At 71.9% G+C, this 17,614-nt stretch carries 15 protein-coding genes and 1 tRNA gene; 10 read left to right on the top strand and 6 right to left on the bottom strand.

The features are described from left to right. Positions 1-143 precede the first annotated feature (143 nt). Genes KY462_11890 through selB form a run of 3 tightly spaced genes read left to right on the top strand, consistent with a single transcriptional unit; the run spans position 144 to position 3,996 of the window. A complete protein-coding gene (locus tag KY462_11890) occupies positions 144-689 on the top strand; it encodes a hypothetical protein (protein ID MBW3578418.1) in 546 nt (181 codons plus the stop codon). 23 nt (positions 690-712) lie between these two features. Next, complete coding sequence (gene selA / locus KY462_11895) at positions 713-2,071, top strand: L-seryl-tRNA(Sec) selenium transferase (GenBank protein ID MBW3578419.1); 1,359 nt, start codon at positions 713-715, stop codon at positions 2,069-2,071. A gap of 8 nt (positions 2,072-2,079) precedes the next feature. Continuing rightward, on the top strand, positions 2,080-3,996 hold the full coding sequence (gene selB / locus KY462_11900; protein ID MBW3578420.1) for a selenocysteine-specific translation elongation factor: 1,917 nt from the start codon (positions 2,080-2,082) through the stop codon (positions 3,994-3,996). Positions 3,997-4,030: 34 nt separating this feature from the next. Here the strand turns inward: selB and KY462_11905 are convergent, their stop codons facing one another. From KY462_11905 to KY462_11915, 3 genes are all read right to left on the bottom strand, one after another. Beyond that, the gene (locus KY462_11905; protein MBW3578421.1) at positions 4,031-4,495 is read right to left on the bottom strand and encodes a RidA family protein; all 465 of its coding nucleotides are present in this window, start codon (positions 4,493-4,495) and stop codon (positions 4,031-4,033) included. 4 nt (positions 4,496-4,499) lie between these two features. Then, on the bottom strand, positions 4,500-4,793 hold the full coding sequence (locus tag KY462_11910; GenBank protein MBW3578422.1) for a WhiB family transcriptional regulator: 294 nt from the start codon (positions 4,791-4,793) through the stop codon (positions 4,500-4,502). Positions 4,794-4,926: 133 nt separating this feature from the next. Continuing rightward, positions 4,927-6,261 (bottom strand): hypothetical protein, encoded by a 1,335-nt coding sequence (locus tag KY462_11915; protein MBW3578423.1) that lies wholly within the window; start codon positions 6,259-6,261, stop codon positions 4,927-4,929. 80 nt (positions 6,262-6,341) lie between these two features. Between KY462_11915 and KY462_11920 the strand changes: the two genes are divergently transcribed. Both KY462_11920 and KY462_11925 read left to right on the top strand, forming a co-directional pair. Next, a complete protein-coding gene (locus tag KY462_11920) occupies positions 6,342-7,412 on the top strand; it encodes an AAA family ATPase (protein MBW3578424.1) in 1,071 nt (356 codons plus the stop codon). Continuing rightward, entirely contained in the window at positions 7,409-8,578 is a 1,170-nt protein-coding gene (locus KY462_11925) for an AAA family ATPase (protein ID MBW3578425.1), read from the top strand. Before KY462_11920 ends, KY462_11925 begins: the two co-directional genes overlap by 4 nt. 79 nt (positions 8,579-8,657) lie before the next feature. Here the strand turns inward: KY462_11925 and KY462_11930 are convergent, their stop codons facing one another. Beyond that, positions 8,658-8,897 carry a WhiB family transcriptional regulator gene (locus tag KY462_11930; GenBank protein MBW3578426.1) on the bottom strand — a complete coding sequence of 80 codons (240 nt, stop codon included), beginning with the start codon at positions 8,895-8,897 and terminating at the stop codon, positions 8,658-8,660. Positions 8,898-9,120: 223 nt separating this feature from the next. On the opposite strand from KY462_11930, the gene KY462_11935 reads away from it, so the two are divergent. The 3 genes from KY462_11935 (at position 9,121) to KY462_11945 (ending at position 12,799) form a co-directional block, all read left to right on the top strand. Then, complete coding sequence (locus KY462_11935) at positions 9,121-11,742, top strand: transglycosylase domain-containing protein (protein MBW3578427.1); 2,622 nt, start codon at positions 9,121-9,123, stop codon at positions 11,740-11,742. Beyond that, the gene (locus KY462_11940; protein ID MBW3578428.1) at positions 11,743-12,657 is read left to right on the top strand and encodes a metallophosphoesterase; all 915 of its coding nucleotides are present in this window, start codon (positions 11,743-11,745) and stop codon (positions 12,655-12,657) included. A gap of 64 nt (positions 12,658-12,721) precedes the next feature. Beyond that, positions 12,722-12,799: transfer RNA gene (locus tag KY462_11945), tRNA-Pro, on the top strand. Positions 12,800-12,940: 141 nt separating this feature from the next. On the opposite strand, the gene KY462_11950 is transcribed toward KY462_11945, so the two are convergent. Together KY462_11950 and KY462_11955 are read right to left on the bottom strand one after the other, a co-directional pair. Beyond that, positions 12,941-13,600, bottom strand: a complete 660-nt coding sequence (locus KY462_11950) for a hypothetical protein (protein MBW3578429.1) — start codon at positions 13,598-13,600, stop codon at positions 12,941-12,943. A gap of 450 nt (positions 13,601-14,050) precedes the next feature. Then, positions 14,051-14,716, bottom strand: a complete 666-nt coding sequence (locus KY462_11955; protein MBW3578430.1) for a response regulator transcription factor — start codon at positions 14,714-14,716, stop codon at positions 14,051-14,053. Between the two features lie 833 nt (positions 14,717-15,549). Between KY462_11955 and KY462_11960 the strand changes: the two genes are divergently transcribed. Beyond that, entirely contained in the window at positions 15,550-16,902 is a 1,353-nt protein-coding gene (locus KY462_11960) for a glycosyltransferase family 39 protein (GenBank protein ID MBW3578431.1), read from the top strand. A 5-nt stretch (positions 16,903-16,907) separates the two neighbouring features. Continuing rightward, positions 16,908-17,600 (top strand): glycosyltransferase family 2 protein, encoded by a 693-nt coding sequence (locus tag KY462_11965; GenBank protein MBW3578432.1) that lies wholly within the window; start codon positions 16,908-16,910, stop codon positions 17,598-17,600. The last annotated feature ends 14 nt before the right edge of the window (positions 17,601-17,614 follow it).

The raw sequence follows: 17,614 nt of genomic DNA on the forward strand, positions 1-17,614 counted from the left end.
ACCGGTGCGGATGATGCCCGATGCAGTGTCCGTCGTCAGCCGATCCGGCACAAAACCGCGCTGCGTCGCTGTACCGTTCGTCGCGATCGCCCAGCGACAACCGCGGCGGTCGCTCCGTGACGATCCGTTGTGAGAGGTCGATCGTGGATCAGCAGCGCTACCGCGCGGTCGCGGCCGAACTCGCCCCCGCGCTCAACCGGCACCTCACCGAACTCCTCGACGACCTGGTCGAGGGCCTCGCTGAGCAGGCTCCGCAGGCAACGCTGTGGTCGGACGGCCAACGCGAGCAGATCCGGGAAGGGATCCGTCAGGTGCTGCTGGGGCTGCTGCGGTTCCTGAGGATCGGAGATCTCGAGGCACACCAGTGCGAGCGGCTGCGGCGCGTGGTGGCCGCGCCCGTGCCCGGCCTGGACCCCGCCCACGCCGGAGACGTGCCCCGAGTGCTGCGGATGGACGCGCTCGACGTGGCCGCGCGGCTGCTCGGCCCGTGGCTCACCGACGAACGTCGCCGGGTCCTCGATCACGAACTCGAGCGGTACTTCTCGATCCTGCACCCGCCCGACCCTCGCGTGGGTCGCTCGTTGCCCGAACTCGACCAGTGGCTGGCTCGCATCGCAGCGGAGGGCACCGACCTGGGACCTGCGCCCGGCTCCCGGTCTGGCACCATCGGTCGAGTCAGGAGCAGCTGAGTGGCACCCAGACCGCAGCAGCGATGACCGATCTCTCGCGGCTCCCGCAGGTCGATGCGGTCCTCCGCGATCCGGCTGCGGCATCGATCGTCGCGACCTACGGGCGCCGCCCGTTCGCGGAGGCGGTCCGCCGGTCGGTGGACCAGGCACGTGAACGGGCACGGCGGGGCGGACCCGTGCCGGGTGTCGGCGAGGTCATCACCGCCGCGGCGCAGGACCTGGCCGCCCGACGGGCGGGACGGATCCGCCGGGTGCTGAACGCCACCGGAGTGATTCTGCACACCAACCTCGGCCGGGCACCGCTGTCCGCCGACGCCCGCGCGGCGATGGCGGAGGCCGCCGGGTACTGCACCGTCGAGTACGAGCTGGAACACGGCAGACGCGGATCGCGCACCGCCGACCTGGGTCGGCTCGCCGCCGAAGCGTGCGACGCGGAAGCCGCGACCGTCGTGAACAACGGCGCCGGGGCGGTCGTGCTGGTTCTGGCCGCCCTCGCCGCGGGACGGGAAGCGATCGTCAGCCGCGGTGAGCTGGTCGAGATCGGTGGGTCGTTCCGCCTCCCGGACGTGATGGCCGGATCGGGTTCGACCCTGCGGGAGGTGGGGACGACCAACCGCACCCGGGCCGACGACTACCGTGACGCGGTCTGCGACCGCACCGGCGTGATCATGAAGATCCACCGGTCCAACTACCGGATCGTGGGGTTCGTGCAGCAACCTCGCGACGAGCAGATCGCCGCGGTCGCCCGCGAAGCCGGCGTGCCGTTCGTCCACGACATCGGTTCGGGTCTGATCCGTGACGTGGCGATCCCGGGTCTGCAGGGCGAGCCGTCGGCCGTCGCGGCGCTGGCCAGCGGCGCCGACCTGGTGTTGTTCAGCGGCGACAAGCTCCTCGGTGGCCCCCAGGCTGGGATCATCGCCGGTCGCGATGATCTGGTGCGGCGCTGCGCCAAGCACCCGCTGGCACGTGCGCTGCGCATCGACAAGTCCCGCCGCGCGGCCCTGGAGGTCACCCTCGAGGCACACGTGCGCAGCGACGTCCCCCTCGATCTGCCGGTCTGGGCGATGCTGACCGCCGACGTCGAGACGCTGCGCGACCGCGCCGCGCGGCTCGCCTCGCAGCTGGGCGTCCCGGCCCGGGAGGTCCAGACCGTGTCGACCACCGGTGGGGGATCGCTGCCGGGGAGCGAGCTCGAGTCGTGGGCGGTGGCGCTGGAGGTCTCCCAGCCCGACGAGCTCGCCGGCGAGCTCCGCGCCGGTGAACCCCCCGTGGTGGGCCGGGTTGAGGGCGGGACGCTCCTGTTGGACCTGCGCACGATCGCACCGGCGCACGACGACCTGCTGGCCGAGGCGGTGCGGGCCGCCCTGCACGACCACGGGTGATACCGGCCGTGCACGTCGTCGCCACCGCCGGCCACGTCGACCACGGCAAGTCCACGCTCCTGCGGGCGTTGACCACCATGGAGCCCGACCGGTGGGAGGAGGAACGCCGCCGCGGGCTCACGATCGACCTCGGCTTCGTGTGGACCGATCTCGACGTCCCCGACCACGACGCCCGACTGACCGTGGCGTTCGTCGACGTCCCCGGCCACGAGCGGTTCATCGCCAACATGCTTGCCGGCGCCGGGGCGGTGCAGCTGGCCCTGTTCGTGGTCGCTGCCGACGACGGCTGGTCGGCGCAGTCGCAGGAACACCTCGACATCCTCGACCTGCTCGGCGTCCGCGCCGCCGTGGTCGCCGTCACCAAGGCCGACCTCGCCGGCGACGAGCGGGCCGCAGCGGTCGCGGCGGACGTCAGCCGCCGGCTGGCGACCACCAGCCTGGCCGGGGCGCCGGTCGTGGTGGTCGACGGGGTCAGCGGCCGCGGCCTACCGCAGTTGCGCGCCACGCTCGCCCGGCGCCTCGCGCAGACCCCGGCTGCGGGCGACATCGGCCGTCCCCGGCTGTGGATCGACCGCTCGTTCACGATCACCGGTGCAGGGACGGTGACCACCGGGACGTTGGTGGGCGGCTGGCTGCGGGTCGGACAGGAGCTGGTCGCCTCCCCCGGTGGGCGCACCGTCCGGGTCCGTGGACTGCAGAGCCTGGGCGCGGACGTCGCCGCGGCCGCCCCCGGCAGCCGCGTCGCGGTGAACCTGTCGGGGGTCGACCGTGACGAGGTCGGGCGGGGTGACGCGCTGGTGGGGCTCACGACCGGCGACGGCCGCCCGGCACCCGCCCGCACGGTCCGGGGAGCGTGGCGCGCCACCGCCACGCTGGACGCGTGGGTGCGGGCGCTGCCCGGCCACGAGGTGGGCCGCACCGGGGCGTGGCACCTGCACGTCGGCAGCGCGGAGGTGATCTCGACGGTCCACCCGCTGCTGCACGACGCGGCCGTCGATGGCCGCCCGGCGCACATCCGCATCGAGCTCGAACGACCGCTGCCGCTCACGGCCGGTGACCGGTTCGTCCTGCGGGAGGCTGGCCGTCAAGCGACGCTGGGCGGAGGCACGGTGCTCGATCCCGACCCGCCCGGGACGATCCGCGGTCCCGACGCCCGCCTGGCTCGAGCAGCCGACCTGGACGCGGTCCGCGACGCACTCGGCGACGGCCGCGACCCGCTGGTGCCGCTCCTGGCCGCGGCCGGGGGTGCGCGCCCCGCCGACCGTGCGGTGGCAGCAGCTGGTCACCCCCCGGGGCGGCCTCTGCCCGATGGGGCGGCGGCGGTGGCGGGGCACCTGACGAGCAACGAGGCGCTGTCGGGGTGGGCCGGGGCGGTGCTCGAGGCGGCCGGCGCCCGCCACGCCGCCGACCCGGGCGGGCGCGGCGCCGACCGGCGGGAGCTGGCCGCGGCCGCCCGCGAGGCGGGCTGTCCCGACAGCCTCGCGGCCGGGCTGGTGGACGCCCTGGCGGAGCGCGGCGCGCTGCACCGCGACGGGTCGTACTACACGCTCCCCGAGCACGCCTCCGTCCGTGACGAGGCCCGCGTGGAGCGGCGCCAGACGCTGCTGCGGGAGCTGGCCGCCGAACCCTTCTCGCCACCGCCGCTGGACGAGGCGGCGCGCCGCGCCGGGGTCGACCACGAGGAGATCAACGCGCTGGTGGCGCGGGGAGAGGTGGTGGTCACGGGCGGGCTGGCGTTCGCGCGTTCGGCCATCGACCTGGCCGTGCAGCGCCTGGCGCAACTCGACGAGCGCTTCACGACCGCCGAGGCCCGCGAGGCGCTGCGCACGAGCCGCAAGTACGCGGTCCCGCTCCTCGAGCACCTCGACGCGGTCGGGACGACCGAGTTCGACGGGCAGACGCGGCGCCTGCGCGTGTCGCACTAACCGTGGCGGGCGCCCGGACGCACGCAACGCCGAGTTACGGGGCGCGGACCTCGAACACGGCCTCGACCTCCACCGGGCTGTCGAGCGGCAGAACGGGGACGCCAACCGCCGAGCGGGCGTGCAGACCGTCGTCGCCGAGCACGTCGGCGACGAACTGGCTCGCCCCGTTGGCGACCAGATGCTGGTCGGTGAAGCCGGGGGCGCTGGCGACGTAGACGGTGAGCTTGACGATGCGGACACGGTCGAGGTCACCGTCAGCGGCAGCCCGGGCGATCGCCAGGACGTTGATCGCGGCGGCGCGGGCCAGGTCGGCTCCGGCGTCGATGTCCAGGTCGGACCCGAGCTTGCCGGTCATGGACAGCGCCCCGTCGCTGAGCGGTAGCTGACCGGCGGTGAAGAACAGCCCCCCGCCGGAGCGCCACAGTTGGTACGCGGCTGCCGGCGCGGGCGGCTGAGGCAAGGTCACGCCCCGCTCGCGTAGCTGTTCCTCGGCGGTCACCGGGTCAGCCCGCCTTCTCCGTGTCCAGCTCCGCGAGCATCGCCTGCCGCTCGGCCTCGCCCAGCCCGCCCCACACCCCGTACCGCTCCCCGCTGCGCAAGGCGTGATCCCGGCAGGGGATCAGGACCGGACAGGTGACGCAGATGCGTTTTGCGGCGGCCTCCCGCCGTTCACGGTCGCGTTTCGACTCGGACGTCACCGGCCCGAAGAACAGCGCGGCGTCCCCGCCGCGGCAGGCGGCACGGCGCCCCCAGTCGGCATCACACGGATACAACGGTCCACCTCGTGGTCGCTGCACTCGCGCGGTCGTCTCGAGACGGCCGCCCGACGTTGGGACGTCACGCTACGGCGCCCAGCTGCGGAAGGGAATAGCCGGCGCGCTTCCCAATGGAAAGCGGTGCACCAACCAGCGCAAGCACCGGCGCAGCTGGTCAAGGAGTGGCGCCGACGGTCCGCTCGACGTCGTCGACGAGCAGGACCGCCCCGTCGGCACCGTGGATCCGCACCCGTGTTCCGGCCTTGATGCGGCCCCGGTCCTCGCCCATCCACCGGGCGCGCCACAACCCCCCCTCCACGAAGACGTGCCCCTCGGGGTTCATCGTCGAGCGCACCACCGCGACCCGGCCGACCAGCTCGTCGGCGGCGGCTGCCGCCCCGGGGCCCGCCTGCGCGCGCAAGACCACGGTCATGACGATCCCGAAGAAGACCACCGAGCCGGCCACGACCGCGACGATCAGCCACGGGGACAGGTGCAGCAGCGGGGCGTCGGAGGCGTAGAAGAACCACGACCCGGCCCCGAGCGCCACCGTCCCCGCCCCAGTGGGCACGCCCAACCCGGCGATGGCCAGGTCGACCGCCAGCAGCAGCATCCCGACGACGACCAGGGCGAGCGCCCACCACGCCACCGGCAGAACGATGACGCCGTAGACGGCGAGCGGGGCGAGCAGCAGCGCGGCCACGCCGGCGACACCGAACCCCGGCTGGAAGACCTCGAACAGCAACAGCAGCACGGTCGCGACCACGACCAGGTACACGAACGACGGCGACAGCGCAGCGTGCAGCGTGCGGCGCAGCAGCCCGAGCTTGTGCAGCCGGACCGTCACCTCGTCGCTGCGCAACCTCAGGCTGCGCACCCCGGCCGCGGTCACGACCTGGCGGCCGTCGAGCTCCACGAGCAACGACTCGATCCCGTCGACCACCAGATCCACGACTCCGCGCTGTCTGGCCTGCGCCGCGGCGAGGCGTTGGGTCGCGATCTGGGCGAGGACCGCGTCGCCCCCCGGCGGCAGACGCGAACCGAGGTCGCCGACCGGCGCTCGTGCGCACGACATGGTGACCGTCACCGGGCAGGCCGGCCCGACCGTGGCCACGCTGGACGCGGCCCGGATGTGCGCGGCCGCCAGCAGCAGCGCCCCTGCCCCGGCCGCTTCGCTGTCCGCCGGGCCGACCCAGACCGCCACCGGGACATCCGAGGACACCAGCGGCGCGACGACGTCGTCCACGCGGATCGCGACGCCGGAGGGGGCGTCGATCGAGACGACCACCAGCTCCGCGTCGCGGCGGTTGGCGTCCGACACCAGATCGGCGACGGCGGCGACCACGGGCGGGTCGACCGGGCCGGAGAACTCGATGATGTCGACCGTCCGCGCAGGCGGCTGGGCGCCGGCGGACCCCGCTGCCAGCCCGACCAGGGCGACCAGCACGACCAGGAGGAGAACCGAGGAGGCACGCGACCGCATCGCCGAGAGGGTACGGGCCGCCGTCACCCGCCACGAACCACCGCCCCGCGGCGGCGTGCGACCGTTCGGGTACGCGGCGCGGCCGCGTGCGCCTAACCTGCGTCGCCGTGGCCACCACGACGACCCCTCCGGTTCCCCGTCCGGGGGTCCTCGACGGGTTCGACCAGCTGTTGTCGTCGCGCGTCGCGATCGTCACCGGCAAAGGCGGGGTCGGCAAGACCACCGTGGCGGCCACCCTCGCGCTCGCGGCCTCGGGGGCGGGCCGACGGACCCTGCTGGTCGAGGTCGAGGCCCGGCAGGCGTTCAGCCAGGTGTTCCGCACGGCCCGCTGGGACTACCGGGAACGCGAGTTCCGTCCCCGGCTCTTCGGGATCTCCGTGGACCCCGAGGAGTCGATGTACGAGTACCTCGAGACCTACTACGGCCTGAAACGGGTCCAGTGGATGATGTCGCGGACCAACGCCCTCGACTTCGTCACCGCTGCGGCACCGGGCCTGCGTGACCTGCTGTTGGTCGGGAAGCTGTACGAGCTCGAGAAGCGGCGTGGGGACGACGGGCGCCCCGTCTACGACCTGATCGTGTTGGACGCGCCACCTGCGGGGCGGATCGTGCCCTTCCTCCAGGCTCCGGACGCGGTCACCGAGATCGTCCGGGTCGGACCGATCAGCCGGCAGTCGGAGAACATCACCCGGATGCTCGACGACCCGCGCCGCACGCGCGCGTTCGTGGTCACCCTCCTGGAGGAGATGCCGGTGACCGAGACGGTCGAGACGGTGCGGGCGCTCAGCGACGCCGGGATCGACACCGGTCCGGTCATCGCCAACCAGGTCATCCCCGCGCAGTTGGGGCCCGACGAGCTCGACGCGCTGCAGCGGCTCGGCCCCGCCGGTCTGGCCCGCCGCGCCGCCGAGGGCGGCGCCGACCTCGGCGAGGACGTCGCGGCGCAGACCATCGAGCTCGCGAGCGCCCACCGTGAGCGGCTGGCGCTGCAGCAGCGGATGCGTGAGCAACTGCACCGCGAGGTCGACGAACGGGTGATCGAGCTGCCGCAGCTGACCGGGGCGAGGTTCGAGGAAGGCGACCTGGAGGTCCTCGCCGACGACCTCGCCGTCTCGGTCGGCGAACCCGGTCCCAAGGCCGGGCAGCACGAGGCCCGTCCCCGCGGGAGCGTTGCGTGAGCGAGCGCACCCGCGCCGACGGCCGCCAACACGACCTCGCCGACGAGGTCACCGGCGCCCACATCCTGGTGTGCACCGGAGCGGGAGGGGTCGGCAAGACCACGACGGCCGCGGCGCTGGGACTGGCCGGGGCGCGTGCCGGTCGACGCACGCTCGTGTTGACCATCGACCCGGCACGGCGGCTGGCGCAGTCGATGGGGATCGAAGAGCTGGGCAACACCCCCCAGCGCGTCCCGCTGGACGGCGGGGCGGGAGGCGGACAGCTGTGGGCGATGATGCTCGACATGCAGCGGACGTTCGACGATGTCCTCGACCGGCACGCGCCGACGCCCGAACGCGCCGACGCGATCCGGCGCAACCGCATCTACCAGACGCTGTCGTCGACCCTGGCAGGGACCCAGGAGTACATGGCGATGGAGAAGCTGCACGCCCTCGACGAGGAGGGCGACTGGGATCTGCTCGTCGTCGACACGCCCCCCACCCGCAACGCCCTGGACTTCCTCGATGCCCCACGGCGCATGACCGACTTCCTGGAGGGGCGACTGCTCAAGCTGTTCATCCGCCCCGGGATGGCGGCGGGGCGGGGCATGGGCCGGCTGGTCGGGTTCGGGACGCAGAAGTTCATGCAGATCGCCGGGCGCGTCACGGGGATGGAACTGCTCGAGGACCTCGCCGACTTCTTCCGCAACTTCCAGGGGATGTACGAGGGGTTCAAGCAGCGCGCGCAGGAGGTCCGGGCGCTGCTGGAGGAGCCCGGTTCCCGGTTCGTGGTGGTCGCCACGCCGCAGCCCCCGCCACTGCGGGAAGCCCACTTCTTTCTCGATCGGCTGCAGCAGGAGGGGCTACACACCGCCGCGGTCGTGATCAACCGCATCCACCCGCACTGCGGCGGGTGGCCGCACCAGGAGGACGCCTGTCCTGACGCCGTCGTCCTGGAGGCGGTCGCGCAGGCCCAGCCCAACGACACGGAGGGCCGGGCGGTGGCCGGCGCGTTGCGGCTGCTGGCCGACACCAACAACCTGGCGACCCGCGAGCGCCGGGACGTGTCCGCGGCCCTGTACGGCGTCGCACCGCCCCCGCTCGTCGAGGTGCCGCTGCTGCGTTCCGACGTGCACGACCTGGAGACCCTGGGCGAGATCGCGGACGCCCTCACCGACAGCGCGTAGCCGCTGTGCGCCGGCCCGCACCTCCCGCCGGGCGTGCAGCGCCTCGCCGGTGCCGGCGGGGCGGACGCTGTCGGCGGCTTCAGGACGCGGCTGCGGCGACCGCCTCGGATGACGTGGGGTACAGCCGGAGCAGCCGTCGGCGCTGCCTCTCGGTCAGCCCGCCCCACACGCCGAACTCGATCTGGTGAGCGATCGCGTACGACAGGCACTCTTGGCGCACGCAACACCGCTCGCAGACCCGCAGCGCCCGACGGCTCTGCTTGGCGCCACGGAAGAAGAACACCTCAGGATCGATGTCCCGGCAGCGGGCTCGGACCATCCACTGCGTGCTGGCCACCGCGCACCTCCCTCCCGGCACGCATATGATAACGGACGGTGGCCGAAAGTACACGTATGGTTGATGCGGCGCCGCCGGAGGTGATCCAGGCGCAGCGAGCCGGGTCACGCCTCGTGCGCTCCGGCCGGCGGCGACCAGCGTTCCAGCGCATGCGTAGACTGGCAGGTCGCTCGGGAACGCCCTCCGCCACCCCACCAGGAGATCCGTGGCCACCACCGACGCGCTGACGACCGAAGCCGAGATCGCTGCACGCGTGGCGTTGATCGCCGCGGTCGTCGTCGCCGGTGCGATGCTGATCGGCGCGTTCTTCCTGCCCACCGCGATCGTCGTCGACCGCGCCGTCGGCCAGGTCGGCAAGACCGTCCTGGACGTGCCTCCCCTCCCGGACGACTTCGATCAACCTCCGACGAACTCGGTGATGCTGGCGGCCGACGGCACGGAGCTCGCCGAGCTCCACGACGAGCAGAACCGGGTCCCCGTCAAGCTGGCCGAGGTTCCCCAGGTCGCGCAGAACGCGGTGCTGGCCACCGAGGACGCCGACTTCTGGAGTCACAACGGCGTCAACCACAAGGCGATCGTCCGCGCTGCGCTGGCCAACCTGGAGTCGGGCACGATCGAGCAGGGCGCCTCGACCGTCACCCAGCAGCTGATCCGCAACATCCCCAACATCGGGATCGGGCGGGAGCAGACCTTCGCCCGGAAGATCACCGAAGCGGTGTGGGCGGTCGATCTCGAGCAGCGCATGTCCAAGGAGGAGATCCTCGAGCGCTACCTCAACACCGTCTACTTCGGGTCGGGTGTGTACGGGATCGGGACCGCAGCCGACCACTACTTCTCCAAGCACGTGAGCCAGCTGACCGTCTCGGAAGCGGCGCTGCTGGCCGGCCTGATCCGTGCCCCGGAGCGCAACAACCCGACCACGAACCCCGACGGGGCGTTGGCCCGCCGCAACATCGTGATCGGCCAGATGCTGGCACACGGCTTCATCACCGACGCCGAGGCCAAGCTGGCCACGACCGATCCGCTGGGACTCAACGTCTCCCCCGACACGGCACCGACCCGCCCGTTCTGGGTGGAGTGGGTCAAACGCGTCCTGTACGACCCGTCCAACGATCTTCAACCGGAGTTGCAGGCAGCGCTGGGAGCCGACAAGGACGAGCGGCGGCGGCGGGTGTTCGAGGGCGGTCTGGTGATCCACACCACGCTCGACCGCGCCCGCCAGGACATGGGCGAGGCGACGATCGCCCGCTACCTCGACGACCCCGTGACCGACCCTCTGGCGTCGATCGTCACGGTGCAACCTCCGACCGGCGCGGTCGCGGTGATGGCGGTGGGCCCCAAGCGGTTCGGCGAGTGCCGCGAAGGCCAGCGCATCTGCGAGTTCACCCAGGTGATCCCGGCCGTGCCCGGGTCGGGTGGCTCCAGCCGCCAGCCCGGGTCGTCGTTCAAGCCGGTGGTCCACGTCGCCGCTCTGCGCGAGGGCTTCACGCCCGGCTACTCGACCGAGGTCAGCTCCGGGCAGGTCATCCGCGGCTGCCAGAAGCGGGCCGGCGTGCCCTACGACGTGCGCAACTACGCCGACAGCGGCTCGGGCTACATGAACATGTACGAGGCGACCAAGCGGTCGAACAACGTCTACCACGCCAAGCTCACGCGCGACGTCGGTGTCGAGAACGTGGTCGAGACCGCCAAGCTGCTCGGCATCAAGAACTCGCCCAACCTCGACAGCTTCACCGAGGTGATGTGCTCCATCGGACTGGGCGCGGTGAACGTGTACCCGCTGGAGATGGCGTCGGCGTACGCGACACTGGCCAACCGCGGCCAGCACTGCCCCCCCTTCATCGTCGCCAGGGTCGAGGACCGCGCTGGGAACCTGATCTACCAGCACAGCCCCAACTGCCAGCCCGTGATCGACCGTGGGATCGCCGACCGGGTCACCGACCTCCTCCAGAGCCCGCCCAGCCCCGGGGGCACCGCCCCGTTCATCCGGGATCTCCTGGGCCGGCCGGTGGCGGGCAAGACCGGGACCAACCAGGACTGGCGCGACGCGTGGTTCATGGGGTACGTGCCCCAGTACGCCACCGCGACGTGGGTCGGGTACGAGTTCCCGGAGTGCCTGCCGGGGATGGCGACCCAGTGTGGCTCGCTGTTCAACGTCGAGGCGGCAGGCACGACCTACCGGCGGGTGACCGGCGGGTCCATCCCCGCCCGGATGTGGGGCGACTACATGAAGGCCGTCCTCGCCGACGTCCCGGCCGTCGACTTCCGCGCCCCCCCGCCCATCCCCACGGCCACGGTGCCCAACGTGGTGGGGATGAACCGCGACAGCGCCGTCGCCGCGCTCGACACGAAAGGCTTCAAGCCCAGGGCCACGGTCGTCACGCACTGGCAGCCTGCGGGGCAGGTGGTCTCTCAGAACCCGTCGGGGGGGAGCGACGCCTGGGTCGGCAGCATCGTGCAGGTGGAGGTCTCGGACGGGACCGGGCAACCACCGCTGCCCACGGTCCCCGATGTCGTGGGGATGGGGCGGTTCGAGGCCACCGCGAGGCTCGAGAACGCCGGGTTCACGGTGCGGGTGCTCGAGCAGGACGTCGCCGACGCCGCCCAGGACGGTGTCGTCGTCGAGCAGAGCCCGCCAGCCGGCACCGAGCTCGAGCCAGGGAGCCAGGTGGTGATCGGCGTGGGTCGCCACCGGGTGCCGCGAGCGGACGACGGAGTCCCGGGTCCGCGTACACCACCGGGCCAGGCTGCCAGGAACGGCGGCGGCCAGGGTGGCGGTGACGGCCATCCCGGGCCGCCCGACACCGCCGACCGCGAGGACGACTGAGTGCGGGGAGGGTTGAGCACGGCCGCTGCGACGGTCGCGTCGATCGGTGCGGCCTGCGCCGCGTACGCCACGCTGGTCGAGCGGCGTTGGTACCGGGTCCGACGCGACGAGCTCGACGGGGCGCTCACGTCGAACGCCGAGCGGCCGCTGCGGCTGCTGCTGGTCGCCGACCTGCACCTGTCGCCCCCCGACCTCCCGCTGCAGATGTTCCTCGCCGAGCTCGACGCGTCCGACATCGACCTGGTCGTGGCCGCCGGCGACCTGGTCGGCGCGCCCGGCGCCGAACACGCGACCGTGGCGGCGCTGGCGCCGCTGACGGAAGGCGGCCTGCCGGGTGTTGCAGTGCTCGGCGCCAACGACCTGTACGCCCCGGTGCCCAAGAACCCCCTGTCGTACCTGACCCACCCCGACCGCCGCGAGTTCGGTCCGCGGTTGAACACCGACGCGCTCCGCGACGGCTTGCACACCACCGGGTGGACGACGCTGGTCGACGAGCGCGCGACAATCCCGACCGCCGCCGGTCCGGTCGAGGTCGCCGGGCTGCTCGACCCCCACCTGCCGTCGTCACGTCTGCCGCCCCGGACCACGATCGCGGCCCGCGACCCCGAGGCGGTCGCCAGGCTCGGGATCGTCCACGCCCCGTACACCAGCGCGCTGGATCTGCTCACCAGCGCCGGGTACGCGGTGATCCTGGCCGGTCACACCCACGGTGGCCAGGTCCGCGTCCCGGGCATCGGGGCGGTGGTAACCAACTGCGACCTGCCGACCCACCAGGCCCGGGGCACGTCACGTTGGCCGGGTCCCGAGGGTCGAAACGCGTGGTTGCACGTCACCGCGGGGGTCGGCCAGTCGCGCTACGCCCCGTTCCGCTTCGGGTGCCGTCCGGAGGTCAGCGTCCTCGAGCTGCACCGTTGAGCGCGAGGACGATGCGCCGCCGCCTGACCGCGGTATCCTCGCCCGGGCACGGCTGGACAGCCTTCGGGATGTAGCGCAGCTTGGTTAGCGCGCCACGTTCGGGACGTGGAGGTCGCCGGTTCGAATCCGGCCATCCCGACCACTGGGGCTTGTCCCCACCACTGGCCGTGCTCATGATGAGCACGGACGGGGGCGGTGCCACGTCACGGTCTGGTGCTCGAGCCGGCGGAAGCCGTCATGCCATCGCCGTGGGCGGGGCGTCGAGGGCAAAGATCGCCGCCAATCACGCCGGTCGCGGCAGACGACCCTCGGTCGGGTCCGCACTGACCCCGTCAAGCGACCCGGGAAGGTGGCTGGCGCGGTGCGCGGGCAACTGCAGGACGAAGCGCGCACCTCCCGCCGGCCGGTCCTCGACCCAGAGCTGGCCGCCACACAGGTCGCTCAACCGGCGCGCGAGGGCGAGCCCGAGTCCCAGACCCGGTCGTTCGCTGGGGGCGGTCCCCCGATCCCACGGCTCGAAGATCCGCTGCTTCATGGCATCCGGGACGCCGGGACCGTCGTCCTCGACGACGAACCGGACCATGTCCGCGTACTGGGAGGAGCGGATCCACACGGTCGTGTCGATCGGCGTGTGGGTGACCGCGTTCTCGACGACCTTCTCTAGGACCCGGCCGAGGGTGGCGGCATCGCCGGTCACAAGCGGGGCGCGCAATTGCACCTGGAAGTGCCGTCCGCTCGTCTCGATCCGTTCCAGGACCTGGTGCACGAGCTCGTCCGCGTCGACCGGACGATCGTGATTGAGGTACACCGGCGACGACGCCAGCCGGTCCATCTCCACCACGTCGCCGAGGACGCCGCGGACGTACGTCAGGTCGCCCACGAGGCGATCGATCACCAGGCCCCTGTCCGCCTCGCCGAGCTGCTCGCGCAGTTCGGTCGCCAAGGACAGAGCTCCCTCGATGGGGGCGCGCACGTCGTGCAACAAGAGTCGGAGCAAAGTCGCGGCCCGGTCGCGGCCAGGGGGACGGTTGCCCACATGCTGCCTCGCGTCACGCCCCGTGCCTCCGCCGTCGTCCGCGGACACAACCCGAGGAGACGCGTGGTGCCAGGACCTCTCTGTCCGCATCATGATCCGTCGCATCCGCCCCTACTCCCGACCGGCCCGGCACGCCAGTCGTGAATGGCGAGCCGTGGCCTTTTGTGCCGGTGGGTCGCGTCTTCGCGCTCCCTCCCAGCTAGTGCGCAGATACTAACAGTCACCGGCCGAACGGCCGCGGAGAGAAAAGGGCAGTTCGGATATAGTCGGGCATTTTTCCGGGTAACCGTGCACTCAGAGCGCGCGAGTGACTACATAGATCGCGCTCTGCGCACATGCGCTTACCGAAAGTTCTCTCTACCAGGGTCGTTTGCTGCTGCGCTGGACGATGTAGGCAGCCACCTGCGTCCGGTTGCGCATCCCGAGCTTGGACAGGATGTTCGACACGTAGTTGCGGACGGTCTTCTCGGCCAGGAACAGCTGTTCGGCGATCTCCCGGTTCGTGCGGCCCTCGGCGATGAGGCCCAGGATCTCTCGCTCGCGGGGAGTCAGATCCCCCAACAGCTCGTCCTCCGGGGGCAGGTACGGCGTCTGTGCCTCCAGGACTTGGACGGTCTCGGACGAGATCAGCGACTCGCCGGCCGCCACCCGGCGCAGCGACTCCACCAGCTGGGCCTTCGGCACGTCCTTGAGCAGGAACCCCTGCGCCCCAGCCATCGCCGACTGGTAGAGGGCATGGTGATCGGCGAACGACGTGAGTATCACACACCGGGTTCCGACGACGCGCGACCGCACCTCGCGGATGAGCTCAACGCCGTTACCGCCAGGCAGCCGTACGTCGACCAGCGCGATGTCGGGCGTGTGATGCTCGATGCCGCGAAGCGCGCTGGGAACGTCGCCGGCCTCCCCGACGACGGTGAAATCGCTCGCATCCTCCAACGTCGTCCGGATGCCGGCCCGAAGAAGGGCGTGGTCGTCGACGAGGAAGACGGTGGTCACGGCGGAACCTGCACTGGAACACACCTCGACTTCCAACGACGCGCGTGGCAACGAAACTACCGACCCGCTCGCCACCGACCGGGAACGACGGCCTCGCGCGAGGACGCCCTCGTACAGGCGTTCGGTCACGGCCACCTACATCGCTCAGCACGCGAACCAGGGCCACTGCGGGACGCGCTACCTGGCGGGTCGAGGAGGCCAGATGAGCCGCGGAGCGGAGGGATCTCTCCCTTGCTACCCGCCATCGGGAGGATTCGCACCCGAAGCCTCCGGCCGCGCCGATGCGCGATCGGGCCCCCAGACGGTCCAGGAGCCCGCGGTGAGGCCGACCGCTGCGGTTCCCGCCAGCTTCCACGCGTCGGTGACGGTCCCCGCGGGTGGGGCAGCAGCGGCATCGACGGTGCGTCCGTCATGTGCTTCGACGCGCGGCCCAGAATCCGGCCGTGGCGCGGGTTCTCGGCCAGCGGGACGCTGGCGCGCCCCCGCCAGGTCCGTCCGGTCCGACCGGTCGTCACGGGACCCCGGCGGAGGGCTGACGACGGCCTGCGGCAGGGCGACGTGCAGCTTGACGACCGCCGGTGCCGCCCAGACGAGCGTGGTGGTGGCGGCGCCTGCCAGGAACCTCCGGCGGGTGACGCGCCGGGAGGGCCCGGTAGGTGGCGGCCGGAAGGTGGCAGAACGGGTCTCGTCCATCTCCCGCAGCCTTCACACGAAGGAGACGTACCACCAGGGACATCTGTCCGTACCGTGGGTGTCTCGAAACGACCCGGTGCGGGTCGAACGTCCCTATCCGGACCTCACGCCGAGAGGGAATCTCCGGGGGTGAGACGGAGTACCGGGCACTGCAGGCAACGTTGATGCCGACCGGGTCGCGCGGGTCGTCGCCGCGAACGGCGCTCACAGCGGTGCTGGTCGTCGCCGGTGCGGTCCGCCTCGGCTTCTGGGCGCTGGGCCTGGGTGACCCCTCCGAGTTCGTGGCCGTGGACTCCGAGGGCTACCTGGCGCTGGCCAACCGTCTGGGTACGGCCTACTGGGGTGACGCCACCGGCGATCTCTTCACGCTCGGGCTCGTCCGACCTCCCGGCTACCCCGTCCTGCTGGCGTCGCTGTCGGCCTTCGGCGGGTCGATCGGGTTCCTGGCGTTCGCGCACGTGCTGCTGGGTGTCGGCGTGGTTTGGGCGACCTACCTGCTGGGAAGGTCGATGTTCGACCTGCGTGTCGGGCTCGTAGCCGCCGCCATCGTCGCGTTGGAGCCGGCGTCGGTCGTGCACTCCAGCCTCCTGCTGACCGAGGTGCCGTTCACGCTGCTCCTGGTCGTCGGTGCCCTGTTCGTCTGGAAGGGGCAGCGAGACGCGAACATGCTACGATCGGCGGTCGGCGGCGGGATGCTGGGCCTGGCGACGCTCGTGAGACCGGTGACCGTGTACCTGCCCTTGGTCCTGTTTCCGAGCCTGTATCTCCTCGCGCGCACGCCCCACCGGCGGCAGGGCGTGCTCACCGCGGCCGTGGTCGCCGTCGCGTTCGCGACCCCCGTTGGTGGCTGGATGGTCCGGAACACCGCGGTCGCCGAAGTTGCCGTGATCAGCACCATCGAGAGCACCAATCTGCTGTACTACCGGGCGGCGTCCGCGGTGGCGGAGGAGGACGGCCGATCGCTGGCCGAGGTTCGTGACGGGTACTTGTCGACCGTGGCGGAACGCCTGGGCGCCTCGCCCTCCCCGGCCAGCCGTCACCGGCTTGAGCGCTCCATCGCGGTGCGTGAGCTGCTGGCGCATCCGGTCGGGACGCTGACCATGAGCACGAAGGGTGCAGGGCGGCTCCTGCTGGGCCCGAGCCGCGCTCCGGTGGCTCAACGCTTCGACGTCGGCTACGACCACCCGGCCGTACGGCTGTTCACGTACGCGACGGTGGCCCTGCTCGTCATGCTCTACCTGCTCGCTCTCCTGGGAACCGCCGGAAGTGCCAGGGTCGGGCCGCGGGCTGCGATCGCCTTCCTGGTCCTCCTCGCCGGCTACGTCATCGTGATCAGCGCGGGCGGCGAGGCCTACAGCCGCTTCCGCGTCCCGGCTGTGCCTTTCGTCGCGCTCCTCGGCGGGTACGCGGCGTGCCACGTCGTGGCCCCCAGGTTCGTGGCCGTCCGTCGACCGGGGTCGCGTCTGGCTTTCGCCGCGCCCCGCGCCATGTACAGGATCCATCGAACGAAGGAGTGACAGCGATGCTCAGTCTCGTGATGCCGGTGTACAACGAGGGGGCCACGCTCGCGTCGGTGCTGAAAGCCCTCGGCGATGTGGAGTTCCCCATGCCGTGGGAGCTCATCATCGTCGACGACGGTTCGACGGACGGAGCCGTCCAGCGCATCGACCGGGGTTGGCTGCCCACGGCCGAGCACCTCACGGTGGTGTCCGCGACCACGAACCGCGGTAAGGGGGCCGCCCTGCGCAAGGGCTTCTCGCTCGCCCGCGGCGACATCCTCGGTGTCCAGGACGCAGACCTCGAGTACGACCCCCAGCAGATTCCGGCCCTCGTTCGTCCGATCCTCGACCGCCGAGCCGACGTGGTGTTCGGGACGCGGCAGTTCGCGGCGCACGCGTCGTACTCGTACTGGTACGTGGTCGGTAACCGGATCATCAGCACGTGCGCGTCGATCCTGTTCAACCGGTACGTGACCGACGTCTACACCTGCTACAAGTTCTTCACCCGCGGACGCTATGAGCAGCTGCGCCTCACCGCGTCCGGCTTCGAGATCGAGGCCGAGCTGACCGCAGGCCTGCTGCGCAACGGGGCGCGGGTCTACGAGGTGCCCATCGCCTACGCGGCGCGCAGCCGCGAAGACGGCAAGAAGATCCGGGCCGTCGACGGGGTACGGGGGCTGGTCCAGTTGGCCCGTGTCCGTGTGACGGGTCGATGACGTCGTGCGGCGAT

The sequence above is a fragment of the Actinomycetota bacterium genome, from assembly GCA_019347675.1.
Taxonomy (GTDB): Bacteria; Actinomycetota; Nitriliruptoria; order Nitriliruptorales; family JAHWKO01; genus JAHWKW01.